Source organism: Pseudoalteromonas sp. SiA1 (assembly GCF_018732205.1).
GTDB lineage: Bacteria > Pseudomonadota > Gammaproteobacteria > Enterobacterales > Alteromonadaceae > Pseudoalteromonas > Pseudoalteromonas tetraodonis.
In genome coordinates this window covers 1,483,561-1,509,231 of record NZ_CP076084.1, presented here as the reverse complement: position 1 = coordinate 1,509,231, position 25,671 = coordinate 1,483,561, and the positions used below count along the sequence as shown (strand labels likewise).

At 41.2% G+C, this 25,671-nt stretch carries 25 protein-coding genes; 17 read left to right on the top strand and 8 right to left on the bottom strand.

The annotated features are described in order from the left end of the window. The first annotated feature begins 4 nt into the window (after positions 1-4). A complete protein-coding gene (locus tag KK487_RS07000) occupies positions 5-652 on the top strand; it encodes an energy-coupling factor ABC transporter permease (RefSeq protein WP_016899918.1) in 648 nt (215 codons plus the stop codon). Next, complete coding sequence (rlmA, locus tag KK487_RS06995) at positions 649-1,452, top strand: 23S rRNA (guanine(745)-N(1))-methyltransferase (RefSeq protein ID WP_215522105.1); 804 nt, start codon at positions 649-651, stop codon at positions 1,450-1,452. Before KK487_RS07000 ends, rlmA begins: the two co-directional genes overlap by 4 nt. Here rlmA and yfbV read toward each other — a convergent pair. Then, positions 1,436-1,882 carry a terminus macrodomain insulation protein YfbV gene (yfbV, locus tag KK487_RS06990; RefSeq protein ID WP_036956398.1) on the bottom strand — a complete coding sequence of 149 codons (447 nt, stop codon included), beginning with the start codon at positions 1,880-1,882 and terminating at the stop codon, positions 1,436-1,438. The two genes, rlmA and yfbV, sit on opposite strands and share 17 nt — an antisense overlap. Before the next feature lie 253 nt (positions 1,883-2,135). Between yfbV and KK487_RS06985 the strand changes: the two genes are divergently transcribed. The 7 genes from KK487_RS06985 (at position 2,136) to KK487_RS06955 (ending at position 8,791) form a co-directional block, all read left to right on the top strand. Beyond that, the gene (locus KK487_RS06985) at positions 2,136-3,350 is read left to right on the top strand and encodes an acetate kinase (protein ID WP_215522104.1); all 1,215 of its coding nucleotides are present in this window, start codon (positions 2,136-2,138) and stop codon (positions 3,348-3,350) included. 1 nt (position 3,351) lies between these two features. Further along, positions 3,352-5,505: a phosphate acetyltransferase gene (gene pta, locus KK487_RS06980; protein ID WP_090492778.1), complete on the top strand. Its 2,154-nt coding sequence runs from the start codon at positions 3,352-3,354 to the stop codon at positions 5,503-5,505. Between the two features lie 221 nt (positions 5,506-5,726). Continuing rightward, complete coding sequence (locus KK487_RS06975) at positions 5,727-6,113, top strand: ACT domain-containing protein (protein WP_036956394.1); 387 nt, start codon at positions 5,727-5,729, stop codon at positions 6,111-6,113. Between the two features lie 3 nt (positions 6,114-6,116). Beyond that, positions 6,117-6,614: a PTS glucose transporter subunit IIA gene (locus KK487_RS06970; protein ID WP_215522103.1), complete on the top strand. Its 498-nt coding sequence runs from the start codon at positions 6,117-6,119 to the stop codon at positions 6,612-6,614. 4 nt (positions 6,615-6,618) lie between these two features. Continuing rightward, positions 6,619-6,963 carry an ArsC family reductase gene (locus KK487_RS06965; protein WP_036956391.1) on the top strand — a complete coding sequence of 115 codons (345 nt, stop codon included), beginning with the start codon at positions 6,619-6,621 and terminating at the stop codon, positions 6,961-6,963. Then, on the top strand, positions 6,963-8,093 hold the full coding sequence (dapE, locus tag KK487_RS06960; RefSeq protein ID WP_036956389.1) for a succinyl-diaminopimelate desuccinylase: 1,131 nt from the start codon (positions 6,963-6,965) through the stop codon (positions 8,091-8,093). The genes KK487_RS06965 and dapE overlap by 1 nt, the downstream gene beginning before the upstream one ends. After that, positions 8,093-8,791, top strand: a complete 699-nt coding sequence (locus tag KK487_RS06955) for a M15 family metallopeptidase (protein WP_215522102.1) — start codon at positions 8,093-8,095, stop codon at positions 8,789-8,791. The genes dapE and KK487_RS06955 overlap by 1 nt, the downstream gene beginning before the upstream one ends. Here KK487_RS06955 and KK487_RS06950 read toward each other — a convergent pair. Then, positions 8,775-9,653, bottom strand: coding sequence for a DMT family transporter (locus KK487_RS06950; protein ID WP_215522101.1), 879 nt, complete (start codon positions 9,651-9,653; stop codon positions 8,775-8,777). The two genes, KK487_RS06955 and KK487_RS06950, sit on opposite strands and share 17 nt — an antisense overlap. A gap of 216 nt (positions 9,654-9,869) precedes the next feature. Between KK487_RS06950 and KK487_RS06945 the strand changes: the two genes are divergently transcribed. The 4 genes from KK487_RS06945 to KK487_RS06930 are packed head-to-tail and all read left to right on the top strand — an operon-like array spanning position 9,870 to position 12,780. After that, positions 9,870-11,234, top strand: coding sequence for a COG3014 family protein (locus KK487_RS06945; protein WP_215522100.1), 1,365 nt, complete (start codon positions 9,870-9,872; stop codon positions 11,232-11,234). Between the two features lie 8 nt (positions 11,235-11,242). Further along, positions 11,243-11,668, top strand: coding sequence for a YcfL family putative periplasmic lipoprotein (locus KK487_RS06940; protein ID WP_016899910.1), 426 nt, complete (start codon positions 11,243-11,245; stop codon positions 11,666-11,668). A 10-nt stretch (positions 11,669-11,678) separates the two neighbouring features. After that, positions 11,679-12,296, top strand: a complete 618-nt coding sequence (gene lpoB / locus KK487_RS06935; RefSeq protein WP_051894383.1) for a penicillin-binding protein activator LpoB — start codon at positions 11,679-11,681, stop codon at positions 12,294-12,296. Between the two features lie 16 nt (positions 12,297-12,312). After that, positions 12,313-12,780, top strand: coding sequence for an outer membrane lipoprotein (locus KK487_RS06930; protein WP_215522099.1), 468 nt, complete (start codon positions 12,313-12,315; stop codon positions 12,778-12,780). Between the two features lie 98 nt (positions 12,781-12,878). On the opposite strand, the gene KK487_RS06925 is transcribed toward KK487_RS06930, so the two are convergent. Both KK487_RS06925 and KK487_RS06920 read right to left on the bottom strand, forming a co-directional pair. Next, positions 12,879-13,325: a DUF4826 family protein gene (locus tag KK487_RS06925; protein ID WP_008110031.1), complete on the bottom strand. Its 447-nt coding sequence runs from the start codon at positions 13,323-13,325 to the stop codon at positions 12,879-12,881. A gap of 119 nt (positions 13,326-13,444) precedes the next feature. After that, entirely contained in the window at positions 13,445-14,839 is a 1,395-nt protein-coding gene (locus KK487_RS06920; protein WP_215522098.1) for a M28 family peptidase, read from the bottom strand. 280 nt (positions 14,840-15,119) lie between these two features. Here KK487_RS06920 and KK487_RS06915 point away from each other — a divergent pair, with 280 nt between their 5' ends. The 3 genes from KK487_RS06915 (at position 15,120) to yddG (ending at position 18,618) form a co-directional block, all read left to right on the top strand. Continuing rightward, entirely contained in the window at positions 15,120-15,575 is a 456-nt protein-coding gene (locus tag KK487_RS06915) for a phosphate-starvation-inducible PsiE family protein (RefSeq protein WP_013464778.1), read from the top strand. A gap of 110 nt (positions 15,576-15,685) precedes the next feature. Next, the gene (locus tag KK487_RS06910) at positions 15,686-17,533 is read left to right on the top strand and encodes an ABC transporter ATP-binding protein (RefSeq protein WP_215522097.1); all 1,848 of its coding nucleotides are present in this window, start codon (positions 15,686-15,688) and stop codon (positions 17,531-17,533) included. Positions 17,534-17,715: 182 nt separating this feature from the next. Then, a complete protein-coding gene (yddG, locus tag KK487_RS06905; protein ID WP_215522096.1) occupies positions 17,716-18,618 on the top strand; it encodes an aromatic amino acid DMT transporter YddG in 903 nt (300 codons plus the stop codon). Positions 18,619-18,670: 52 nt separating this feature from the next. Here yddG and KK487_RS06900 read toward each other — a convergent pair whose 3' ends face one another. Then, positions 18,671-19,090, bottom strand: a complete 420-nt coding sequence (locus KK487_RS06900; protein ID WP_013464776.1) for an MAPEG family protein — start codon at positions 19,088-19,090, stop codon at positions 18,671-18,673. A gap of 279 nt (positions 19,091-19,369) precedes the next feature. On the opposite strand from KK487_RS06900, the gene KK487_RS06895 reads away from it, so the two are divergent. After that, complete coding sequence (locus KK487_RS06895; RefSeq protein ID WP_215522126.1) at positions 19,370-20,536, top strand: DUF3103 family protein; 1,167 nt, start codon at positions 19,370-19,372, stop codon at positions 20,534-20,536. A 139-nt stretch (positions 20,537-20,675) separates the two neighbouring features. On the opposite strand, the gene KK487_RS06890 is transcribed toward KK487_RS06895, so the two are convergent. The 3 genes from KK487_RS06890 to KK487_RS06880 are packed head-to-tail and all read right to left on the bottom strand — an operon-like array spanning position 20,676 to position 25,593. Continuing rightward, positions 20,676-21,797: an ABC transporter permease gene (locus KK487_RS06890; protein WP_215522095.1), complete on the bottom strand. Its 1,122-nt coding sequence runs from the start codon at positions 21,795-21,797 to the stop codon at positions 20,676-20,678. A gap of 2 nt (positions 21,798-21,799) precedes the next feature. Beyond that, entirely contained in the window at positions 21,800-24,589 is a 2,790-nt protein-coding gene (rbbA, locus tag KK487_RS06885; RefSeq protein ID WP_215522094.1) for a ribosome-associated ATPase/putative transporter RbbA, read from the bottom strand. Beyond that, positions 24,589-25,593, bottom strand: coding sequence for an HlyD family secretion protein (locus tag KK487_RS06880; RefSeq protein ID WP_036956373.1), 1,005 nt, complete (start codon positions 25,591-25,593; stop codon positions 24,589-24,591). The genes rbbA and KK487_RS06880 overlap by 1 nt, the downstream gene beginning before the upstream one ends. Positions 25,594-25,671: the final 78 nt, after the last annotated feature.

Genomic DNA, 25,671 nt, shown 5'->3' with positions numbered 1-25,671 from the left:
GATTATGCTAAGTGTGCAATTACAGGCATTACTGTGGATTGGTGTTATTGTTATTGGCTTTTTAAGTGTTAATAAATCAACATACGCCAATTTATTTAATACGCCAGCTAGGCAAACTGGCGTGTTTGCCTGCGCGCTGGTGCTCGCTTTACTATGGCGTATAAAAGCCGGTATTTTACCTGGGCTTGATCTTCATATATTGGGCATTACTGCTGTTACGCTGATTTTAGGCTGGCGTCTGGCTATTTTAAGTTGTGTATTAACAACAGCCCTGCTAACTGCATTTGGCCAAATAGCATTCGAGCTGATTGCGGTAAAATTACTAATAAGTGCGTTTATTCCAGTATTATTAAGCTACTTTGTATTTATGCTTTGTTACCACTACTTAGCGCGGCACTTTTTTATCTATATATTTGTTTGTAGCTTTTTAACGGCTGGTGTCGTTGCTTGCGTTAACATTATACTCGGGGGTGTTTTTTATTACGCAATTGGCGAATATAATTGGCATCAGCTAACAGAAAACTACATTTATCTCAGTCCTATTTTAGCGTTTCCTGAAGCAATGCTAAACGGTATGGCAATAACTGTTATGATCACCTATCGCCCGCACTGGGTAAAAACTTTTTTTGATAAGGACTATTTAGGCTCATGAGTCTTCATTACCATTGCCCTATTTGCAAACTTCCATTGGCACTTAATGAAAAAACATTACGCTGTAATAATAACCACAGCTTTGATTTTGCCAAAGAAGGCTATGTAAACTTACTCCCCGTGCAAAATAAAAACTCTAAACAGCCCGGTGACTCTTTAGAAATGGTACAAGCAAGGCGTTCTTTTTTAGAGCAAGGCCATTATGCATTTTTACAGACAGCCTTAGCTAATTTAGTCAAACCGCTCAATGCAAATATAGTGATTGATTTAGGGTGTGGCGAGGGGTTTTACACCCATGCTATAGCAAATAACACGCAAGCTACTGTGTATGGTGTTGATATATCTAAGTCGGCGGTAAAATACGCAGCAAAACGATACACACAATGTCAATTTAGCGTGGCATCAATAAGCCACGCGCCGTTTAATGATCACCTTGCTGATGTGTTAATTAGCGTGTTTGCCCCTTTGTTTGACGATGAACTTTCTCGCCTTGTGAAAGAGGATGGCTGTTTAGTGGTGGCAAGCCCTGGGCCTATGCACCTCAAAGAGTTGAAAAAATATATCTATAATACGGTAAATGAACATACTGAAGTTGCTACGCCAACAGGCTTTAAACAATCATCGCAACAGCTCATTACAGAGCAAGTGTCACTCACATTTAGCGACGTAAGAAATTTAATAATGATGACACCCTTTGCATGGAAGTTCAGACCCGAGCATTGGCAGGCACTTGAACAAAAACAGCATCATAAGGTTACCTTGTCATTTTATATTAGCCAATTTGTTAAAACTGCTCTTTAGTAAAGGTTTTATCCATTTTATCAAACATGTCTTTTAACAATTCAGCAAGCTCCAAATAGCGGGGCTTGTTTTTCCCCATTTGTGCGTCGTAACCGTTGGCGACCATTTTTGCAAACAACTCGTTGTACCATTGCAGCATAGCGGGTTCTAATTCTGTTTGCGCACGTTTACCTAGCCATAAAAGCCCTTGTAACGGCAAGGAGATAAAAAATAGACTACTGGCAATAGCTTGAGGTAAAAAATCAGGGCCTAAATAATTAAGCTGAAAAAACAAAGTTAGCATGGCTAAAATAGGCATTACCGTAATCGCAAGCTCGGTTGCTCTGATCACTTTAAACTCGGCAAATAATGGCGCGACCTCTTTACGCATAGGCCATGTTTTAGCATAAGCGCGCCCTAATTGAACTTGTGATATCACACTTTTTTGCATTATAAATCCTCACAATCACGGCATTTAACACTTGTAAAAGCATCTTGCTTATAAAAGTGTAACACAACTCTCACTTTATCGGTAAAAATGCTTAATTTCATTAGTAAAACTCACAAAAAGCATAAATTATAGAAAGAATTCCACAAAGCCCTTTTAATAAAGTCAACTACACTTTAGTCTATACCCATTTAAGCTTACGATGCTTATATATCAACCAAGTGTACTGATTAATATTTAAATGGAAAATGAATCTATGCCAACTCTCCCAAAAAAACCAAACCATGTTTTGGTACTTAATTGTGGAAGCTCAAGTTTAAAGTTTGCAATTATTGATGCAAACACAGGAAAAGACATTATTTCAGGTTTAGCTGAGCGCCTAGGTGCAGATGCTCCCTCAATAAAATATAAATTTAAGGGAGAAAAGACCACCATTAAACTTGCTGCTAATCAGGCACACGCGCATGCCATTGATACGCTGGTTGATTTAATAAAAGATCACAATCTTGATGAGCAACTAGTTGCTGTTGGTCATCGTGTTGTGCATGGTGGTGAGCATTTTACCCAATCAGTATTAATTGACGAACGCGTTATTGCAGGTATCACGCAAGCAGCTACGCTAGCACCTTTGCATGGCCACGCTAACTTACTGGGTATTTCATCAGCGCAAGCATCATTTAAAAACTTACCGCAAGTAGCCGTGTTCGATACGGCATTTCATCAAACGATGAATGAAGTCGCTTATCTTTATGCCCTTCCTTATCAGCTTTATAAAGACTTTGGTGTTAGGCGCTATGGTTTTCATGGCACCAGCCATTTTTATGTGGCAGGGCAAACTGCGAAGTTATTAGCACTTCCTATTGAAAACAGTAACTTTATTAGCGCTCACTTAGGCAACGGCTGTTCAGTGTGTGCGATTAAAAATGGCAAAAGTGTTGATACCAGTATGGGGTTAACCCCGCTTGAAGGGCTTGTTATGGGTACGCGCTGTGGCGACATTGATCCGGGCCTATTTAACTTTTTAACCACGCAACTCGATTACACTGCTCAGCAAATTGATGACTTACTAAATCAAAAAAGTGGTTTATTAGGCATAAGCGAATTGTCTAACGATTGTCGCACCATAGAAGAAGCCGCTATTGCAGGCAACCAGCAAGCTATGCTGGCACTTAATATGTTTTGTTACCGCCTCGCAAAACAAATAGCCGGTTACATGGTTCCGCTGCAACAGCTAGACGCAGTTATTTTTACCGGCGGTATTGGCGAAAATTCCGATATTATCCGTGATAAAGTACTTAAACAATTGGCCTTTTTAGGTATTAATTTAGACCCACAAGCAAACCTTGATGCACGTTTTGGCCAAGCTGGGTTAATTAGTACAGCTGATTCACGTAGCAAAGCGGTTGTTATGCCCACTAACGAAGAATGGGTGATCGCATTTGATGCCGCAAACATCACCAAGGAGTTATAATATGGCTCGTCGTATTATGTTGATCCCCGTTTCTACTGGGGTTGGTTTAACCTCAGTATCGGTGGGTTTGGTAAGGGCGCTGGAACAGAAAACTGTTAAAGTTAATTTTTTTAAACCTATAGCCCAACCACGCGCGGGTGAAACAGGCCCAGAAAAGTCAACACAAATTGTTACCCAAGGCTCACCTATTGATCCACCTACGTCATTTGCGCTGGATTACGCCGAGCAAATGATTGGCGATGGCAAAGGCGATGACCTGCTAGAAGAAATTGTAGAGCGTTTTCAAAGTAAAATTAACGATGATGAAGTGGCTATTATTGAAGGCATGGTGCCTACTCGTCGCCAACCGTATGCGGGGAGAGTAAATCGCGAAATCGCACAAACTTTAGGGGCTGATATCGTTTTTGTACTTACCCCTGGCAATTACAACATTACTCAAATTGAAGACCGACTTGAAATAGCCGCTGGCAACTATGGTGGCATTGACCACCCTCGCGTGCTTGGCTGTATTTTTAATAAAGTAAACGCCCCCCTTGATGAGGAAGGTCGAGCTCGCGCCGATTTAGTCGATACCTATAAGCCAGAAGCGCTTGATAACGAATTAAACCGCTTAGCTTCTTTACCTATTTTTAGAAAAAACCCGTTTATGTTACTCGGCGCTATTCCGTGGGATTTTGAACTGGTTGCCCCACGTGTTAAAGATTTAAGTGCCTATTTAAAAGCCACTATTATCAACGAAGGCGATATGGTACACCGCCGACTCAGACGAATTACATTTTGTGCCCGCACGGTATCCAATATTTTAAATTATTTTACGCCAGGTGCGTTATTGGTAACCCCAGGCGATCGCTCAGATATACTCGTTGCAGCTTGCTTATCGGCCATGAATGGCACAAAACTAGGTGCAATTTTACTTACCGGTGGTTTTGAACCTGAGCCGCGCATTATGGCGCTATGCGAACAAGCTATGCAAACTGGTCTGCCAATTTTGGCAACCGAGGGCGATACCTGGCGCACTTCTTTATTGCTGCATAACTTTAACCTAGAAGTGCCTAGCGACGATGAACAACGCATAGAAAAAGTAAAAGATCATAACGCTGCACATATCGATTCTGATTGGCTGGACACATTAGCAAAAAGTGTGGGAAAAACCCGCAAGTTATCCCCCCCTGCCTTTAGGTATTTATTAACCGATAAAGCCCGTAAAGCGGATAAAACGATTGTGTTGCCTGAGGGTAACGAGCCTCGTACCATTAAAGCCGCTGCTATTTGTGGCCAGCGCGGCATAGCTAAAACAATTTTACTTGGCGATCGCGATGAAATATTACGCATTGCGGAGCAACAAGGGATTGAACTGAACGAGCATGTGACTGTAATAGAGCCAAGTAGTATTATTAACGACTACGTGGCACCTATGGTTGAAATTCGTAAAAACAAAGGCTTAACTGATGTCATTGCAAAGGAACAATTGCAAGATAACGTGGTACTGGGCACCATGATGCTAGAACAAGGGAAAGTCGATGGGCTGGTTTCAGGGGCAGTCAATACCACGGCCAATACTATTCGCCCGCCTTTACAGTTGATTAAAACCGCACCGGGTTCATCATTAGTCTCATCAGTGTTTTTTATGTTATTGCCTGATCAAGTGCTTGTTTATGGTGACTGTGCTATTAACCCTGATCCTAATGCTGAACAACTAGCCGACATTGCAATTCAATCTGCCGATTCTGCTGCCGCATTTGGCATAGAACCTCGTGTAGCAATGATAAGTTACAGCACGGGTAATTCGGGCAGTGGCGCTGATGTAGAAAAAGTCCGCGAAGCAACAAAAATTGCCCAACAAAAGCGTCCTGATCTCATTATCGATGGGCCATTGCAATACGATGCGGCCATTATGGAAAGTGTAGCTATTAAAAAAGCGCCAGATAGCCCGGTTGCCGGTAAAGCAACCGTGTTTATTTTCCCTGATTTAAATACGGGTAATACCACCTACAAAGCAGTGCAACGAAGTGCCGATTTGATCAGTATTGGTCCTATGTTACAAGGGATGCGCAAACCTGTTAACGACTTAAGCCGTGGCGCATTAGTTGACGATATTGTGTATACCATTGCTTTAACAGCCATTCAGGCGGCGCAAGTAGAAGCGCTTAATTAAGGCCTGTAATTAACTTGCCCTTTTTATAGCCTAGCCATTTTTTATTTAATAATTAACTGGTTAGGCTATTTATACCTCACAACCCCCAAGCTTATCCACAGAAATTGTGGACAATTATTTTTTAGCTAATAAAAATATAGCACTGCCTTAACTTGAGCCTTTAATTTAGCTTCAATACTCTATACTATAAAGCTATTATTTTGCTGCTGGCGATACGTTTAATGTCAAAACAAACATTACAATTACACAGCACCGTGTTATCTATTCATAGTTTAGCCCTTGATGCTGACATACCGCCTGCGCTGTTAAAACAACCGTTATTTTTTATCTCAAAAACGCATGATGAACTGTCAGTTGTTTGCCCTGTCGACTTTATTATTGATAGCCAAGATACTGAATCTAATTGGCAAGCACTGGAAGTGATAGGCCCTTTAGGATTTTCGTTAACTGGCATTATGGCAAATCTGTCAGGCGTATTAGCCAGAGCTGGCGTGTCCATTTTTTCGATATCCACATATGATACCGACTATATTTTAGTAAAAAAACAAACGGTAACCAAAGCAATTACAGCCCTTAAAGCCGATGGCTACAACGTGATAACTGAATAAATAATGAAATCTGAAGACGTTAGCTATTTAACTAAAAATAAAATTGGCCGAAACGCGATACAAATCACGAGTCCGTTCAGTGGTAAAGTGATGCCAATGGAAGAGCATCCACAATCCTTTTTTCGTTTTGGCACACTCGGCCCAGGTATTGTTGTTAGTTTATCGAGTCATAAAGTATTAGCGCCCTTCAATGGCACCTTATTGCAGGTAAAAAGTGCCGGTTGTGAATTTATTTTAAAAGCCAATAACGGCTTAAAAGTATTAATAAACCTCGCGGTTCCCGATTCACAAACACTTACGCATACTCATATTGCTCAGCTTAACGGCAGCAAAATAACCAAAGGCCAACGCCTTGCTTATTTTGATTTACGTGAGCTCGACTCGCCTATTTTAGCCAGCCTTATAATTCTCAATGGCCATAATTTAGGCACTTTTCATTATTCTCACCCGCAAGTTAATGCCGGTGTAGATACCTTATTAACTATTATTAAAAAGAAGTAGATTTATGATCACTCTCTATGGCATTAGCAACTGCGATACAATTAAAAAAGCAAAAAAATACCTAAGCGATAACGACATCGCATTCACTTTCCATGACTACCGCAAAGACGGTGTTAATAACGACATGGTAAGCGACTTTGCAGAACATATTGATTGGGAACAATTGGTTAATAAACGTGGCACAACTTATAGAGCGCTCACTGATGAGCAAAAACAAAGCTTGACTAAACAAACCGCTATAGATTTACTCGTTGAACAACCGGCGATGATCAAACGCCCTCTTCTTATTAATAACGGGCAATATCACTTAGGCTTTAAAGCAGCACAATACGATGAGATTTTTAAATAATGACCCATCCAGTAATTACCCTAGCCCAAGCCTTAATTCAGCGAGAGTCGGTTACACCTGAAGATGCCGGGTGCCAACAATTGATGAATGAACGCCTAAGCGCCATTGGCTTTGATATTGAATCGCTCTTTTTTACTGACACGCTCAATACTTGGGCACGAAAAGGCACGCAATCACCGCATTTTTGTTTTGCCGGTCATACTGATGTGGTGCCCACTGGACCTGAAAAAAACTGGCAGCACCCGCCTTTTGTAGGCCTAATTGAAGACGGCTTATTACATGGCCGTGGCGCTGCCGACATGAAAGGCTCATTAGCGGCGATGATTGTGGCAACCGAACGCTTTGTGACTAAGCATCCAGATCACAAAGGTTCCATTTCGTTTTTAATTACCTCAGATGAAGAAGGCCCGTTTATTAACGGCACCACGCGCGTGATAGATACTTTAGAGGAGCGCGGTGAAAAAATAGACATGTGCCTTGTAGGTGAACCCTCTTCTCGCGATGTACTCGGTGATGTGGTTAAAAATGGCCGCCGTGGTTCACTCACGGGATTTTTAACTATAAAAGGCGTGCAAGGTCATGTGGCCTATCCACATTTAGCACAAAACCCAATTCATTTAGCTACGCCAGCTTTAACCGAGTTAAGCCAAACTGTGTGGGATATGGGTAATGACTTTTTTCCAGCCACCAGCTTTCAAATCTCTAATATTAATGGCGGTACGGGCGCAGGCAATGTGATCCCTGGGGAGCTAGAGGTACAATTTAATTTTAGATTTAGTACCGAAGTTACTCATCAACAACTACAACAAAAAGTAAATTCCATTTTACAAAAACACAATTTAAATTATGAACTCAATTGGATTGTGAATGGCTTGCCGTTTTTAACCGATCACGGCCCATTGGTTGATGCCACCGTAGCCGCCATTAAATCGGTAACGGGGTTAACCACTAACTTAGAAACAACAGGTGGCACCTCAGATGGTCGTTTTATCGCACAAACGGGTGCTAAAGTTATTGAATTAGGGCCACGTAATGCCACTATTCATAAAGTGGACGAGTGTGTTAGCACCGACGACCTAATCGCGCTGGCCGATATTTACGAACAAATATTAGAGCACCTGTTAACTTAATGACTGCAAATAAAGAACTCATACAATGCATCACTGGCCAAAGTGATGCACATTTAGTTGCCATACAAAATCACTCTTTGCATGCCGATATTGTAAATGACTTTATTGCACTGCAAACAGCGACTGCATCAGCAGGCTTTGATTTATGTATTGCATCAAGTTTTCGGGATTTTAACCGTCAATCAGCTATTTGGAACGCTAAATTTTCCGCTAAGCGGCCGGTATTAAGCAAAGCGCAGCAACACGTTGATATTAATTCGCTCAGTGATATTGAGAAATGCATTGCCATTATGCTTTATTCTGCGCTACCAGGGGCAAGTCGCCATCATTTAGGCACTGACTTAGATATTTTTGATAAAGGCGCAGTGAGTGACGATTATGAGTTGCAACTAACCCCCGATGAATATCAGCATGGCGGACCTTTTGCTAAACTAAGTCAATGGCTAGACACCCACCTGGCAGAATTTGGATTTTATCGGCCTTATCAGCACGATTTAGGCGGTGTTGCCCCAGAACTTTGGCATATTAGCCATATTTCGCAGTCAGAGCAGCTTATGAGGCACCTGTCAGTTGAGGTATTACACAACTGCATTAAAGAGAGTGATTTATTAGGTAAAGACGCTATTTTAACCCACTTACCTGCTTTGTATGAACGCTTTGTGCTCAATGTGAGTCCACCAGCTAAGCAGTGTTATTAGTTTTTTTATTTAACGTAAAAACCAATACCGCTAGTAAAATAATACTGCTCGGGAGCATAAATTGCACAGTTAAGGTTTCTGATAAAAACACCGCTCCTGCAATAGCTGCCAAAACGGGCACGCATAACTGCACTATAGCTGCATGCGTGCTTTTTAATAATGGCATAGCCACATACCAAATACTGTAACCAACACCAGATGCTATCGCACCTGAGCCAATGGCAAGTAACACCCCTTCCATACGTACATTCTTAAGCTGGCTCATACCCACCACAATTAAAATAGGTAGCACTAATAAGCTGCGAATAAAGTTATAAGTGGTGGCCCTAAGTGGTGAAACACACGCCTTGCCACGAATACTGTATATTCCCCATGCCACGCCACTTATGCTCATTAATACTGCTGCCATTACCGGTGGCGCTGTTTGCGAAGGCAGCATTAAGTAAACAAAAGCCGCAAACGCCACAATAAATGCAAGCCATTGCACAGCGGTTAAGCGCTCTTGCTTATAGATGCCCCAGCCGATCATGGTAAATTGCACCGCGGAGAATAAAATAAGCGCACCCATGCCGGTATCAAGCTCGATATAAGCAACAGAAAAGCACAGCGCGTATATCAACAAGCTCGCACTGCTTCGCCAGCTTCCGGTATCGTTAGTAACAGAACTACTTAATTGTGCTTTTTTATTTAACTGCCTTGTATAAAGCAGCATAATAATAGCCAAACACACTGCCCCGCTGAGAAGCCGTAAAACAGTGAAATTCCACGCATCAATATAACCTTGAGCTAATGCTAAGCGACACAATAACGAATTGGCAGCAAAGGCAACTAACGCGATAATAGTAAACAGAGTGGCTTTCAAATAAATTCCTAACGTATTGATAAATATGTACCGTATTTATATACGGATTAAATTAACGTCCAATGTTGTAAACGTTACCATGGTTATTTTTTAAATGATAAAGTTTTTATTAAGGGTTTTTGTTCTATGTTTATACACTACGCTTTTTTACAATCTTTCACACTTGTATTTATTGGCAGTATGTTAACCTTACAGAATAAATAAGAAGGAGTGCGCGTGCGTCACATTTTAATTTTTAGTCTTTGCTTTATCGTAAGTGGTTGCAGCACCATTGGCTTTGACGATCTCTTTAATGATTACGCCACTAATACCACCCCTATTAGACAAGCCATTACGAATAATAATATTGAGAGTGCACGCTCCTTAATAAGCAAAAACAGCAAAACACACAGTAATTATTTACTGAGCCAATTAGAACAAGGCCGTATCGCGGATTTAGCCAACAACCCCGATAACGCACAAGTTCATTTTGAAACTGTCTATCAACAAATGCAATCTAAGCGCCAAGCTGCAAAAATACAAGTAAGTGCTGGGCTTGAGCAAAGTAATGCGCTGTTAACCAACGACTCAGCTATTGGTTATACACCGCCCGCCTACGAAATGAGTATGTTGCATAGCTACAAAGCGCTCAATTATGTTTATAAACATGATATTGAAAGCGCCTTAGTTGAAATACGCCGTGCTAATAAAGTACAAGTTGATGAACTATTAAGTAATCAAAGCGAATTTGATAATGCGGTTGCCCAAGCACAGCAACACTATCCCGATATGGATAACTTAATTCGCTCGGTCAAAAATGGCTTTCAAAATGCGTACACGTTTTACCTATCAGGCTTGCTATATGAAACGGCAAAGCAAGGTGATGATGCCTACATAGACTATAAAAAAGCACTCGAAATACAACCTAACAATCCGTATTTACAACACGATATACTGCGTCTTGCTAAGCAGCAAGGTTTTGCTGATGACTATAACCAATTTAAACGCCAGTTTGGTGAAGTTAACAGCTTAGAAAAAAACCAAGGCGAAGTGGTTATATTATTCGAACAAGGCCTGATACCAAAACAACACGAATTTAAATTGCGACTACCCATTTATACTTCACAGGGAGACGCCCGCTTTTATAGTCTCGCCATGCCCATTTATATAAATAATGCTTATGTAAGCACCGTTAACAACGTCAAAATTAATGACCACGTATTATCACTAAGCCCGTTAGTGCACTTAGAAGCACTGGCCGCTAAAACGTTAGAGCAGCAAGTTGCTGGGCGCGTATCGAGGCAAATATTACGCTTAGTGGCGAAAGAAAAGCTGCGCGCTGAGCTTGCCCGCAGTGGCGGTGATGTGGGGAATATTTTAGCAAACTTATATAATCTTGCTTCTGAGCAAGCCGATACCCGCAGCTGGCTTACCTTACCCAATCAAATTAGTCTTGCCCGCAGTGCAGTGACTGCAGGCGAACATACCTTAAATGTTGGCTCACAACCGCCAATAAATTTTACCGTTAGTAAGCAAAGGTTAACGTTAATCTACCTAACCTCTGTTAATAACTTTTTTAACTCCCATGTAGTGCAACTTTAGGAGCCATCATGAAATACATACTCCCCATTATTGCGTTGTTTATGCTTAGTGCATGTAGCAGCCGACCTGTAACCTCAGGCATTGGAGTTGAACAAACTACCAACGCCTACAAAGAGCAGCTCAATGTTAACAATCCACAGTTAGCAAAAAAGCTATTAATTAGTGATGTAAAAACTCGTCAAACAAATAACCTAACCGACGTGGTAGTCACCTTGGCAAGTACCTATAAAAAGTCACAATATTTACAGTATCAATTTAACTGGTTTGATAAAGATGGCTTTGTAATTAAAGGCAACCACTCGCCGTGGCAAGCCCTCACATTATTTGGCTTTGCTAAAACTCAGCTTGCAGGGCTCGCGCCTAGCCCTAATGCTGTTACTTTCTCTTTAGCTGTAAGAGAAGTGTCTACTGAAGCACAAGAATTTAAAGATTAAGGAAACCATGATGATCAATAAACAATTCAAATCACTCTCTGGCTATGCAATTTTAGGCTTAGCCGCACTCACACTAACAGGTTGTGCTAATAAAGCAGTCGTTAGTTATGGTGATGCCCAAGCCGTAGAAACCACAGATATAAACTTTGGCTCTACCGACCTACAAAAAGTAGCCTCGCAAATGACCGACTCACTGCTCAGTTCGCCAGTGGTTGGTACTATGACTGCCAATACACGCCCTGTGGTATTTGTTGAGCGTATTAAAAACAAAACCAGTGAACACATAGACACTGAGTCAATTACCGACTCAATTTCGACTCAATTACTTCGCAGTGGAAAATTTAGATTTGTTGATATGACTCGTGTAGAAGCGGTTCGTGAACAACTTACATTTCAAAATGAAGATGCACTGATCAATCCAAGCACTGCGGTGGCCTTTGGTAAACAAATTGGTGCGCAATATATGCTGTACGGTAACCTATCGAGCATTGTTAAATCCAATGCTGACAAAGCCGATGTGTACTACAAATTTACAATGCGCTTAATGGATATGCAAAGTGGCCTTGTTGAATGGGCTGACGAAACTGAAATTCGTAAAACCCGTGAAAAATCTACCTTTGGTTGGTAACTAACAGGAGCGAACCATGAAAACACTTAGCTTATTTTTATGCACTTTATTAATATTTAGTGCCCCCACTTTTGCCAAGTATGAACGCAATAAAGCCGTTCCTGTGCAGCAAGTACTATTTGGTAAAGTGAAGTCGGTGCGCAACATTACAGAGCAACAATTGGTTCACGATAAAAGTAACGGTTGGAAAACCTTTGGCGGTGCCCTATTAGGTGGAGTTATTGGTAACCAGTTTGGTGGTGGCAGCGGTCGCACGGTAGCGACTATTTTAGGATCAGTGATTGGTGGTAATGTTGCGCATAATAAGCAACAGACACAACGCTATGAAAACCTCCAATTAGTTGAACTGCTAATACAAGTAGAAAGTGGTGAACAATTTATGGTGGTACAAGATAGCGATCCCGCTATGCGTTTTCACCAAGGTGATAATGTGCGTCTTATTTATTTAACTAATAACACAGTCCGCGTAGATAGCGCTTATTAGAGTCTATTTATGTTTCGAGCTTAATTCTGAAAGTTCCAACAAAAAACCTAACTTAGGTCACTAAGTTAGGTTTTTTTAAATGTATTCACTTTTATTTATTAAGCGGGTTCTTTTGCCCACAGCTGCTCGTTTTCATGCATTTCATATAAACCATGTGCACGGTTAATCAGTAAATTTGCAAAATCAGCTTGGGTTTTATCTCGCGCACCCGCGGTAATAATTTGATCGGCCTTTAACTGCCACTGCAGTGAAAAATAACGCATAGCATCGCGTGCATCTTTTGCTGCAGACGCTTCAGCGTGATCGGTTGGTAAACGACCGGTGATCACCCAGTAGCTTTTACCGTTTTGCGCTTTAAATTTCCAAAGCGCGCATAAAGGCGCTAAAAAACGGCTTTCTTTTTCAAGCAATGTTTTGGGCATAATGCCTTTTTCAGCTAAATGTTTTTGCGCATTTTGAAAACATTCGCGCTGCCATTGAATTTCTTGTTGCTGAAGTTCAGCTTGCTGCTCTGGTGTTAATGGTTTTTGTTCTTGTTGCTGCATTTTAATAACCTTTTTACTTCTTTGTTTACACTTTAAGGGCATAACAAATAAGGCGCAAGCATAAATAGCGTGCTTAACACCTTATTCGCAGCTGTTTGCTGGGTTTTTAAGCAAACCGATTATTTTATGTTGTGATCAAACGACCCCACATCACCGGGGAACACCACTGGCGATTCAACACCCTGTTTATTCACGCTAGCAACGCCAAAATAGTAGTTATCAATAACCACATTTTTAAGCGTAAACTCGCTAACATTATCAACCCATTGGCTGTATTGCCATTGTGGCTCACTCGTATAGCGCCAGTAAATTTTGTAACCGGCAATATTTTTATCATCCGATGGTTGCCAAGAAAGTGTGGTACTGGCGCGTACGGCACCACTAATTTTCACTTCTTTCGGTGGCGCTGGTGCCCATGCCATTGACGCTAGGCTCACCGCATTCAATGACGTGAGTTTTGCGGCGTAATCAAAATCAACCCCATCAATGGTATCACCGTACACTATGCCATTTTCGGTGCGTAGGTCTTGATGTTGACGGTCGTAATGCTCGTTAGTTTCCATTATACGTACAGCCGCAAAGCCCGCATCATTAAATGGGCGATGATGCCCTCCTCGAGCAAATCGGTCGAGTCTGTACACCAGCATAGTGTCTAAATTTTCAATGTATTTATCGGCAATGGTGTCTATATAACGCGCTAAATTACGACTCGCTGAGTCAACTTCGCCACCTGTAAAACGACGAGTACGTGCTTGCTCTTTGGTTTCAACCACTCGCGTCCCTTCAGAAAAAATACGTGCAGTGGTGTTATCGGTTACGCCATTAATACCGGTAATATTACCAATCATGTCGTTATTTAAAACACCATGAACCTGCCAATTATTTTTTTGCGCATAAGCGGTTAAAATTTTACCGCCAAATAAACCTTGCTCTTCACCTGAGAGCGCCGCGTAAACAACCGAGCCATTAAATGTATATTTCGATAAAACACGCGCTGCCTCAATAACACCGGCAACCCCTGAAGCGTTATCGTTTGCACCTGGCGCATCGCTGGTAAAATCCATTACATCACTAACGCGCGAGTCTATATCACCCGACATCATCACCATACGATTAGGCTCAGTACTGCCGCGCTGAATCGCAATTATGTTAACCACTTCTACAGGGTTAGGAATGCGCTTTTCTCCCGAAATGGTTTGTTTTACCTCTATTATTTCTAAGCAGCCACCACATTGTGCCGAAATCGCTTCAAATTCTTTTTTAATCCAACGCCTTGCCGCGCCAATACCACGTGTATCAGACTTAGTCTCTGATAGCGTATGTCGCGTACCAAAACCCACCAGCGTTTGAATATCACTCTCAATACGCTGCGCCGAAATTTCTTGTGCAATTTTATGCAATGATGCTTGTTGTGTAGACTCGCCAGCAAAGCTTGTAAGCGTTACAGAACTTAATGATGCCAACACACCATACTTTATAAGTCGATTAACTAACTTTAAACCTAAATTAGACATAGCATTGTTATCCTCATAATGAATGCCACCAACATGACAGCAGAAACCAATAACCGCAAACCTTTTGAGATAGACACTAAAAATCACACGCTTAATTACATATTATTAACACCTTGAATTTTACTTAGAATTTAACCCATACCAAACAAGTCCCCTGTTCAAGCACACTATTTTAATAAAAATAATCACTTATACTGTTTTGACCGTATATAGTGCTAAACATAATTAATCAGCTATCATTTTATAAAGGCTAATTTAATCAATAAGGTGCTGAAATAACATGAAGAAACACGAAGAATTACCAGAGGATCATGTTGATCCCCTGATGCAGTATTTACATCATGCTATTCGCTTTGCAATTAAAATACTGGCAGTGCTCATGGTGCTGGTTATTTTTTGGAGTATTGCTGATGTAGTGTATGTTTTATACATGCGGTTAAGTTCTCCGCCTTATTTTTTATTAAATATTGAAGACATTCTGCAAACCTTTGGTGCCTTTATGGTGGTGCTAATTGCGGTAGAAATATTTACTAACATTCGGTTATATTTGGGCTCAAGCTCGCTGCCTGTTGAACTGGTTATTGCTACCGCATTGATGGCTGTGGCGCGTAAAATTATTGTCCTCGATTTAAAATTAGTGACCTCAGAGCAAATTGTTGGCCTGGCGTTAGTTACCTTAGCACTGGGTATATCGTATTGGCTGGTAAAAAATAAAACCGGCCACACCAAGCTATAAACGGTTAACTCAACTTGAGTTAACCGAAGCACACCTCATTCCCACTGCGCCTTTGTGTTTTACAATGGTATAGTGGGACATCTTTATAAATATTTAATTAAGCAGTTAATATGTATCGACTATTTGAACGGATGACTAAACCGTTCCCAGAGCGTTCTCCATCTCAGCCTCCTAAAACCCTTTTTGCATTTTGTCGTCACTACACTAAAGGCATGGAACTGTCGTTAGTGCTGATGTCGCTCAGTGCCGCATTACTCGCTATTTTAGAGGTCTCTTTATTTAGTTATATGGGCCAACTGGTTGACTGGCTTGGCGAGTACACACCTGAAGAGCTGTTTTCGCAGCAACAATCCGCGCTAATAAAAATGGGTTTAATGCTTTTAGTCGTCATGCCTGTAGTCGTATTTTTTAGATCGGCTATTTTACATCAATCGCTATTGGGCAACTATCCGATGTCGATTCGTTGGTTGGCACACCGTTATCTACTGCGTCAAAGTGTCAGCTTTTATCAAAACGAATTTGCTGGGCGTATCGCTACAAAAGTATTACAAACCTCATTAGCAGTACGTGAGTCAGTCACTAAGTTACTTGATGTACTTATGTACATTGCTGTTTATTTTGGCTCAATGGTGTTTTTAGTGGCCGCCTCAGACTGGCGTTTAATGTTGCCATTATTAGTGTGGTTAGCATTGTATATTTGCGTGCAAATTTACTTTGTACCCCGATTAAAAAGTATTGCCAGTTCACAAGCTGATGCACGCTCAGAAATGACCGGCCGTATCGTCGACAGCTACACAAATATTTCAACCATTAAATTGTTTTCCTATACTCAACGCGAAGAACAATACGCTAAACAAAGTATGGATGTATTTTTACAGCCTGTTTATAAACAAATGCGCTTGGTCACCAGCTTAAACGTGGTTATTCAAAGCTTAAACTATTTGTTAGTGTTTTCGGTAGCAGCAGTGTCTTTGTATTTATGGTCGTTAAGCGCCATTAGTGCAGGAGCGATTGCCGTGGCATTGAGTTTATCGTTAAGGCTTAATGGTATGGCCCAATGGATCATGTGGGAAATTAGCAGCTTGTTTGAAAACATTGGCACCGTGGCTGATGGCATGCGCACCCTTTCTAATCCTATTGCGGTTGCTGACAAACCAGAAGCCGAAACGTTACAGGTCACCCAAGGGGCAATCGACTTTAATAATGTACATTTTAACTACGGTAAAGCCGCGAATGAAAATAACCGTGGCCCCGTAATAAACGGATTAAACTTAAACATTAAACCCGGTGAAAAAATCGGCTTAGTGGGTCGCTCTGGCGCGGGTAAATCCACATTAGTTAACTTGTTGCTGCGCTTTTACGACACCGACAAAGGCAGCATTAGTATTGATGGCCAAAATATTACGGATGTAAGCCAAGAAAGCCTGCGCCGCTATATTGCTATGGTTACCCAAGATACATCCCTACTACATCGCTCAGTAAAAGATAACATTTTATACGGCAGACCCGATGCCACAGAAGCCGAAATGCTCGATGCGACTAAGCAAGCCAAAGCCCTTGATTTTATAACCGATTTAGAAGACAGCAAATGCAACAAAGGCTTTGATGCGCAAGTAGGCGAACGAGGGGTCACCCTGTCAGGCGGTCAGCGCCAACGTATTGCTATTGCACGCGTACTACTTAAAAACGCACCAATCCTCATACTTGATGAAGCCACCAGCGCTTTAGACTCAGAGGTAGAAGCGGCTATTCAAGCAAGCTTAGATGATTTAATGACAGGTAAAACAGTAATCGCCATTGCCCATCGATTATCGACCATTGCACAAATGGACAGACTTATCGTGCTTGATGAAGGCGGCGTTGTAGAGCAAGGCAGTCACGATGAATTAATTGCCCAAGGCGGCATTTACGCTGCTCTTTGGGCACATCAAACCGGCGGCTTTATTGGCGTTGAGTAATTAAACTAATTGAGGGCGGGCCATTATTATAGCCTGCTCTTGTTTACTAAAATTAAACTTATTATTTGATTTTAAAGCTATATATAGTTATTTAGTCGAATTTTATAGTCTACCTCTTGCCCCACTGTTTTTAAAATGTCACATTCGCGGCTGACTTTTTATCATTCATCAAGCAATTCACCATGTCATTTTTAAGCAAACATAAATACACCCTCTATGGGGTGTTCGCTATTTTACTTTGGAGCAGTTTAACTGCCTTTATTCGTGATTTATCAGAATTATTCAGCCCAATTGGCGGTGCTGCTTTAATTTACAGCGTCAGTGCGATTTTTTTAATACTAGTCATGGGTGTACCAAGGCTAAGCAATTACCCAAAACGCTATTTAGTCTTTGGTGGCAGCTTATTTGTTATTTACGAAATGTGTTTAGCGTTATCCCTCGGCTTTGCAAATAGTCGCCAGCAAGCGTTAGAAATGGCAATTATTAACTACCTTTGGCCAGCGTTAACCATTTTATTTTCGATTATTGTTAACCGCACTAAAGTAAGCGTATTAGTCTACCCGAGCATACTGATTGCGTTTTTAGGCGTTGCATGGTGTATTGCTGGCAACAGTGGTTTATCTATGGCTGTATTAACCGCTAATATTAGCGACAACCCATTACCCTACTCTATGGCGTTTGCAGCAGCGTTTATTTGGGCTGTGTATTGCAGTGTAACGGTTAAACTTAGCGAGGGTAAAAATGCCATTAGTGTATTTTTTGCAACCACGGCAATCTCTTTATGGATAAGTTACGGACTGAGTAATGAACCCAGCTTTGAGTTTAACGTATATTCTAGTTTTACTTTATTGCTGGCAGGGATGGTTATTGGTGGAGGTTACGCACTATGGAACCAAGCAATCATTGGCGGTAACCTAGTGTTGTTAGGCACCTTGTCTTACTTTATTCCTGTATTGTCTACGCTATTTGCCTCTATTTACTTATCACTATCGCTCACCAACGCATTTTGGCAAGGCGTAGTATTAGTTACATTAGGCTCATTAATGTGTTTTATTGTGACCCGAAGAACAAAGCCAGCCCAATAAAATAAGTAAGCGAAAAGCTAGAGACTGTCTGCTTTTCGCTTTAATCATTTACTTAACTAGCTAATCGCAGTCCTAACAGCACTAACATCACAATGTTTGCAATCACACCAATCAAAAAGAAGTAACTACGCGGGCTGGGGTTTTTCTCTGTGGCAATGGCGTAATACAGTGCCATATGAATTAAACGTGCAATAACGTAAACCCAAATACAGATTGCAAAAACCGAACTGTGGTAATTAATCACAAAAGCAAATAAAACCGTTCCTATAAATAACGCACTGTTTTCTAATGTGTTATGAAAGGTGCGATGCGCTCTAAATATAAAACTCTCATGAGATAGGTCTTTATCTATTTTTCCTGGTACAGCCCCAGGCTGTTTGGCTTTACTAAACGTCGCCACTGCCCACTGTACTAACATCATAATTAAATATAAATAAAATGCTATAAACGCTGAATGTGCTATATCGGTCATTGTTTAATCCTTTGTGTTGTTATTAGAGTAGTAGTTACAGCAACTATCAAGCCAAAGATAAGCCACTGATGTATATAGTAATTACTTTTTAGTAAAATAATTTTTTGTAATAGATTCATTCTTTATATAAAACTTACTCTATCACAGCGTCTTGGTATTTTTTTAGAGTCTGAACGCAACTTAAAACCAGCACTAATTACGTATTTTATAATTTTTATTTGAGTATTTATTCTAAGTGTTGTTTTATAGTGTTACTGATAACGGAACGGTAAAATGAATATGATGAATAAAATAACCAAATGCTTGGTAACCTTAGCGCTATTGAACTGTGTATCAGCGCCCGCTTTTTCAGCTCAATATGAAATCGAAAAAGGTGAAAACTTGGCTAAGTTGGCGCAATACAAAGACGTAGCCACCATTAAACGCAATTTCGCAAAACAAATAGCGCTTAATTACAGTGTATTAAACGCTGATCTTAAACAAACGCTAAGCCAATATAAACTGGTTTTGAATGCGGATCAGCTACCGTCTTTAGGTATGCACACACAACAAAATACTCGTTTAGCAAACAACGCGTTACAACAACTGAAAGGTTTACCACAAAACACCGGTAGTTTGTTACAAGTGCGTTTGGCAAGCGATAAAATGCTTAGCGCTTGGCAGCAAGGCGAACGCCCTTTATTTGCATTTGCACCCGCTGGTGACGATACGCAATGGAGCGAGATTGAAGCGTTCGATCAGTATGGTGACATTCATTATCTTAGTGTTGACCAAATGCCGACCCAACCTGTCTTTATTGTCGAATTAGATCAACAAAAAGTACAAGATGCGGGTATTGCAGTAATGAGAGGAATTTTATCTGCTAACAAATTCAGTAAAAGCACGGTTAGTCCACAAAACCAGTTAAGCAATGAACAACCCCTGCAAACCAGTGTATTGAAAAAAATACGCTTAGAAGATGACAAAGAACCTTGGATCTCAGGTGGTGCTGAAATTTATGCCATTGTAACGGGTATAGACCCGACCCGAGATGAACCAATATTAGATATCGTTGATTTACCTTATTTAGATCATGACAAAACTAATTACAGCCCTAATCAGGTGCTAATTCATTGGCAGCGTTATCGTTGGCAGGCGGTTGATTTACTCTTAATGGAACAAGATGACAACACCAACTATAAAACTCTAGCAATAAAATTATTAGAAATATCAGAGCAAGTAATGGCGAGCATTCCTGATTTACAAGCGCAAGGTTATGCCATTATTCCTAAGCTGACCAATGAACTACTTAAAGCAATGCCGGATGAGTGGTTTACTAATAATGACGATTATGTTGATGTTTTTTACACGCTGTTTGAAAACAAAGACTATCAAGAATATAAAGGAGCAAGCAGTAATGCGACCATTACGCTATCTCCTTTAGAAATTAACCCAAGACTAAACTAAGTCATCCCCATTCGCTTAATTATTATTGCGGATGGTATCACTCCCCCATACTTCAATAGCCACCCATTAGCGCTTTAACATTAACGGGTGGCTTTATCTTAAAGTCATTTTTTGAAAACACGCGTTATATTTTAATACCCTAACCTTGCGCCACTGATTTACGAAAGCGCATTAATGCAACAGTAAAAAACACACTGCCAATAACAGTTAATGCTAAAAAGTAAGGCCAAACTACATCCCACCCTGCTCCTCGGTATAAAATAGCTTGAGCAAATTTTACAAAATGCGTTGTTGGCGCCAATAACATTATATTTTGCACCACCTCAGGCATACTTTCTCGCGGCGTAACACCGCCAGAGAGCATTTGTAATGGTAATAAAATTAAGATCATCAATAACCCGAGTTGCGGCATAGTGCGCGCCTGTGTGCCTAACAATATGCCCAGTGATGTGGTCGCAAATAAATGAATAGCAACGCCAAATAAAAATAAGCCTGGCGAGCCATGAACAGGCACTTGTAATAAACCTTCGATCACAATAAATAATGAAAACGCAGTTAGTAATAAAATCACTAACCCATTGGCCCAAATTTTCGCCATCACTATTTCAAAGGGGCTCAATGGCATAACTAATAAATGCTCTAATGTGCCGTGTTCGCGTTCACGGATCACCGCGGCGCCAGTTAAAATAATCGAAATCATTGTGATCACGTTCATCAATTCCATCACGCTACCAAACCATACACTTGTCATGTTTGGATTAAACATAATGTGCGCCGATTGCTTTATTGGCAGTGAATAAACGGTTCGATAACCTTGCACAAACTCATTTACTTCACCGTTAATAATGGTTTGAATATAGTTATCACCAATAAATGCTTGCGACATACGCGTAGCATCTATATTTACTTGAATCGTAGGTTGATTAGCTGCAAGTACATCACGCTCAAAATAAGGCGGGATATTAAGCACAAAAGTATAACGGCCATCATCCATAGCTGAGTCAACATCGCTCAATGAAAGACTGTCTGGCGTTTTGAAGTAAGGCTCATAAAAGGCATTAATAATACGCTTGGATAATTGCGATTGGTCGTGATCAACAACTGCAATTGGTGCATTATTTAACTCTATCGACGTGGCTGAAGCCACTACATAAATCAGCCCAGTAAAAGCGAAAAAAACAAATAGCAGTAAAACCTTATCACGCCATAAACTACGCAACTCTTTAATACCTAAATTAATAATGTTTCCGCGACGTTGCATGGCTATTTGTCCTGCTTTGGAAGTAAAAATACACTGGCCAGAGTCAGCACTGGTATAAAAGCGAATAAAGGCAGTAGCTGGGCTGATAAATCAGAAAAATTAAGCGCTTTATTAAAGACCCCCCGACACGCCTCTAAAAAGTAGGTGGTCGGAAACAGTTTGCCAATAATCACCCCAAACCCTTCCAAGGAAGAAACAGGGTCAATTAGCCCACAAAAGTTAACGGCAATCATTAACACAACCACCGTAGTGGCTGCCAGTGCTGAAATTTGTGTTTTTGTAAAAGCCGAAATTAACAGCCCCACTCCGGTAGTCGCTGTAACGTATAATAATGCAGCCAAACTAAGCGCCCAAAAGCTGCCTTTTAGCGCCACACCAAACACAGTAATAGCAAGTGCAACTAAGCCAAAAAAGCTAATCATACTCACTAAAATATAAGGCAGCTGTTTGCCAATAATAAATTCCAGCCGATTAACCGGTGTTACATATAAGTTTATGATTGAACCCAACTCTTTTTCGCGCACTACGCCAAGCGCCATCAATATTGCAGGAATAAATACCAATAGTAGTGGAATAACCGCCGGCACCATGGCCTCAATGCTTTTAAAATCTTGGTTATAACGATAGCGAGATTCAATATTAGCTGGCACTAAGTTTGGTACTTGTGCATAAGTGCGCAAAGATAAGTTGGTTAAATAGCTGTAATACACGCCGCTCATATAACCATTAATCGTTTCTGCCCTAAACGGCATAGAACCATCAATCCACACTACAATTTCAGGTTTACGGCCGCGTTTAAATTGCTGAGCAAAGTTAGGTGGAATTTCAACGGCCACGCTTAACTCACCACTGCGCATTCGTTTATCAAGTTCTTGCGGGCTTTTAATATCTGCTTTTTGAATAAAGTAACGCGAACCTGCCATATTTTGAATGTAGTTGCGGCTCTCGGGTGATTGGTCTTGATCTAGTACCGCAAAGCTTAAATCTTCAACATCAAATGTAATGCCATAACCTAAAATAAACAGCAAAATTATCGAGCCCAGCAAAGCAAACGTTAGGCGAATAGGATCGCGCCATAACTCTAGCGTTTCGCGATGCGCATAACCAAATAACCGCAACAAACTAAATGTGGGGTTAGTGTTATTTTTACGAGTAGCGGGCGCTGTAGCCAATGCTTTGGGTTTATCCGTTATCGATGCTTGTATCGCCGAGCTTGCTCCCGCTGCATTTACCGCCTCTTCTAAATATTCAATAAAGGCAGCTTCTAGTGTGTCGGTATTACGCGCTTGGCACAGTGCAGCTGGCGTATCGCTGGCAAGTATTTTACCTGCATGCATTAACGAAATTCTATCGCAACGTGCCGCTTCATCCATAAAGTGAGTCGAAATAAAAATAGTCACGCCTTGTTCGCGCGAAAGCTCTATGAGTAGCTGCCAAAAGTCATCCCTTGCAACGGGGTCTACCCCCGATGTGGGCTCATCAAGTATGAGCATTTCAGGGCTATGTACTACCGCAACAGCAAGCGATAAACGCTGGCGAATACCTAGGGGCAAATCGGTAGGAAAATCGTCACTGTATTTTTTAAGGTTAAACCGAGTAATTAAATCTTTAACGCGCGGCTCTATTTTCTCTGCAGGTAAGTGAAATAAACGCGCATGCAATACCAAGTTTTGCTTCACTGTAAGCTCGTTATAAAGCGAAAACGCTTGCGACATAAAACCAACGCGTTTGCGGCTTTCTATGTTATTGGCATCGACCTTTTCACCAAACAATTTTGCTTCGCCACTGGTTGTGGGTTGTAACCCGGTAAGCATTTTCATTGTGGTGGTTTTTCCACAGCCATTTGAGCCTAAAAAGCCAAAAATTTCACCTTGTTCAATACTCAAGCTCACCTTGTTAACGGCGGTAAAATCGCCAAATGTTTTACATAATCCATTTGCTTCTATAGCGAACTGAGTTGTGTTTAAGTCTTGTTTACGAGGTGGCACAACTAACCGCTGATGATCATGGCGCTTTTCTTCAGGAAGTAATGCTATAAAGGCTTCATCAAGCGATTCTTTATTAGTTTGCGCTTTCAGGTTTTGTGGGCTGCCCGTACCGATTACTTTTCCATCGTCCATAGCGACTAGCCAATCAAAATCATCGGCTTCTTCCATGTAGGCGGTCGCAACCAGTACGCTCATTTGTGTATTTTCAGCGCGAATACTGTTTATTAATTGCCAAAATTGACGACGCGATAGCGGATCAACTCCGGTAGTTGGCTCATCTAAAATTAATAATTGAGGGTCATGGATCAGTGCGCAGCACAAACCGAGTTTTTGTTTCATCCCGCCAGAGAGCTTTTCTGCGGGGCGATCGGCAAATGCCTCTAAGCCTGTACTTTTTAAAAGGTTATTAATTCGTTGTTTGCGCTCAGCTTTATTTTGAGAAAATAGACGACCAAAAAAATCTATATTTTCAAACACAGAAAGTGTTGGATACACATTTTTGCCAAGCCCTTGAGGCATGTAAGCAATGCGTGGCGACACCGTATTACGAAAACCACTGCTGCGCATATTGCCGTTTAATACCTCAACCTCCCCCTCTTGAATCGCCCTTGCCCCCGCTATAAGTGCCAGCAAGCTTGATTTTCCTACGCCATCAGGGCCTATAAACCCGACCATTTTCCCGGCAGGTAATGAAATACTAATGTTGTCCAGCACGCGATTATTAGCATAGCGATGACTCACCTTAGTAAGCGTAGCCACACTTTCACGTGATAGCTGTTGAATGTTTTTATCGTCGTTATCCATTATTCAGGTACTCGTACCTGTAATGACGTAGGCCAATTTTTTTCAGGTGCTAGCAACACATAAGCAAGCCCTGGCACCCCTGTTTTTACTTGTTTGATATGATCTTTTAATAACTGCGAATCGAGCTTTACCTTAACTCTAAACATCAGTTTATCGCGCTCGTTTCGGGTTTCTACCGATTTAGGGGTAAATTGCGCCTGTGCAGATACAAACGTCACTTTAGCCGGCAATGTATACTCGGCAACAGCATCAATAACAATGCGCGCTTGTGAGCCTATTGTTACCTTGCCCGCTTGCGCTGTTGGTAAATATATACTCATATAAACATCGGTTAAATCCAATAACGATAAAACCTTGCCACCACTGCCAAGCACTTCGCCAGGCTCAGCTAATCGATACAATATACGTCCATTGATTGGTGCTTTGAGCGTGCTGTCGGCTATGTTGCTTTGTAATCGCTCAATACGTGCCTGCGCTGCTTCTATTTCAGCATCCGACTGCACAACTTTTACGTTTGCCGCGGTTAAAGCAGCTTGCGCAATAGCAGAGGTGGTTCGTTGTTGATCTACCACTTCTTTTGAAATATGGCCTTTTTCCAATAATTTTGCAGAGCGGCGCAATTCAGTTTGTGCAAAATTAAGCTCACTTTTATGCTGCTCTACAATCGCTAATGCGTATTTACGAGACTCATTGGCAACACGAAGTCCCGCCTGAGCTTCACGTAACTGTGCATTTAAATCATCAGTGTCAATAACCGCTAGCGTTTGACCCGCTTTAACCATATCGCCTTCTTGCACCATAACGTCAACTAAGCGGCCCGGTAATTTTGTAGCAATATCGTACTCAGTCGCTTCAATTCGCCCATTCCCATAGGCAACACTGTCAGGGAGTTGTTCAGCAAATGATGTAGGCTGCAAGGTTTGCCAAGCATACCAGCCAGCCCCCCCCACAATGATCAATACAGCGAGCTTACTCAAAGATTTGAACGTTGATTTAATTGTCATGTGCTAAAACTCCATGTATGTATAAAGTAATGTAAGTGAGGGTAGTCAAGGTAAAAATTTTTAGGATACAGCACGCTA

Excerpts from the sequence above, each read along its gene's own strand:
- KK487_RS06915 (WP_013464778.1), top strand. The coding sequence starts at position 15,120 with ATGAAGAAACACGAAGAATTACCAGAGGATCATGTTGATCCCCTGATG.
- KK487_RS06925 (WP_008110031.1), bottom strand. The coding sequence starts at position 13,325 with ATGCAGCAACAAGAACAAAAACCATTAACACCAGAGCAGCAAGCTGAA.
- KK487_RS06955 (WP_215522102.1), top strand. The coding sequence starts at position 8,093 with ATGACTGCAAATAAAGAACTCATACAATGCATCACTGGCCAAAGTGAT.
- KK487_RS06970 (WP_215522103.1), top strand. The coding sequence starts at position 6,117 with ATGAAATCTGAAGACGTTAGCTATTTAACTAAAAATAAAATTGGCCGA.
- KK487_RS06940 (WP_016899910.1), top strand. The coding sequence starts at position 11,243 with ATGAAATACATACTCCCCATTATTGCGTTGTTTATGCTTAGTGCATGT.
- yddG (WP_215522096.1), top strand. The coding sequence starts at position 17,716 with ATGTCATTTTTAAGCAAACATAAATACACCCTCTATGGGGTGTTCGCT.
- KK487_RS06965 (WP_036956391.1), top strand. The coding sequence starts at position 6,619 with ATGATCACTCTCTATGGCATTAGCAACTGCGATACAATTAAAAAAGCA.
- KK487_RS06975 (WP_036956394.1), top strand. The coding sequence starts at position 5,727 with ATGTCAAAACAAACATTACAATTACACAGCACCGTGTTATCTATTCAT.
- KK487_RS06900 (WP_013464776.1), bottom strand. The coding sequence starts at position 19,090 with ATGACCGATATAGCACATTCAGCGTTTATAGCATTTTATTTATATTTA.
- KK487_RS06890 (WP_215522095.1), bottom strand. The coding sequence starts at position 21,797 with ATGCAACGTCGCGGAAACATTATTAATTTAGGTATTAAAGAGTTGCGT.
- rbbA (WP_215522094.1), bottom strand. The coding sequence starts at position 24,589 with ATGGATAACGACGATAAAAACATTCAACAGCTATCACGTGAAAGTGTG.
- rlmA (WP_215522105.1), top strand. The coding sequence starts at position 649 with ATGAGTCTTCATTACCATTGCCCTATTTGCAAACTTCCATTGGCACTT.
- yfbV (WP_036956398.1), bottom strand. The coding sequence starts at position 1,882 with ATGCAAAAAAGTGTGATATCACAAGTTCAATTAGGGCGCGCTTATGCT.
- KK487_RS06880 (WP_036956373.1), bottom strand. The coding sequence starts at position 25,593 with ATGACAATTAAATCAACGTTCAAATCTTTGAGTAAGCTCGCTGTATTG.
- KK487_RS06910 (WP_215522097.1), top strand. The coding sequence starts at position 15,686 with ATGTATCGACTATTTGAACGGATGACTAAACCGTTCCCAGAGCGTTCT.
- KK487_RS06930 (WP_215522099.1), top strand. The coding sequence starts at position 12,313 with ATGAAAACACTTAGCTTATTTTTATGCACTTTATTAATATTTAGTGCC.
- pta (WP_090492778.1), top strand. The coding sequence starts at position 3,352 with ATGGCTCGTCGTATTATGTTGATCCCCGTTTCTACTGGGGTTGGTTTA.
- lpoB (WP_051894383.1), top strand. The coding sequence starts at position 11,679 with ATGATCAATAAACAATTCAAATCACTCTCTGGCTATGCAATTTTAGGC.
- KK487_RS06920 (WP_215522098.1), bottom strand. The coding sequence starts at position 14,839 with ATGTCTAATTTAGGTTTAAAGTTAGTTAATCGACTTATAAAGTATGGT.
- KK487_RS06895 (WP_215522126.1), top strand. The coding sequence starts at position 19,370 with ATGATGAATAAAATAACCAAATGCTTGGTAACCTTAGCGCTATTGAAC.
- KK487_RS07000 (WP_016899918.1), top strand. The coding sequence starts at position 5 with ATGCTAAGTGTGCAATTACAGGCATTACTGTGGATTGGTGTTATTGTT.
- KK487_RS06985 (WP_215522104.1), top strand. The coding sequence starts at position 2,136 with ATGCCAACTCTCCCAAAAAAACCAAACCATGTTTTGGTACTTAATTGT.
- dapE (WP_036956389.1), top strand. The coding sequence starts at position 6,963 with ATGACCCATCCAGTAATTACCCTAGCCCAAGCCTTAATTCAGCGAGAG.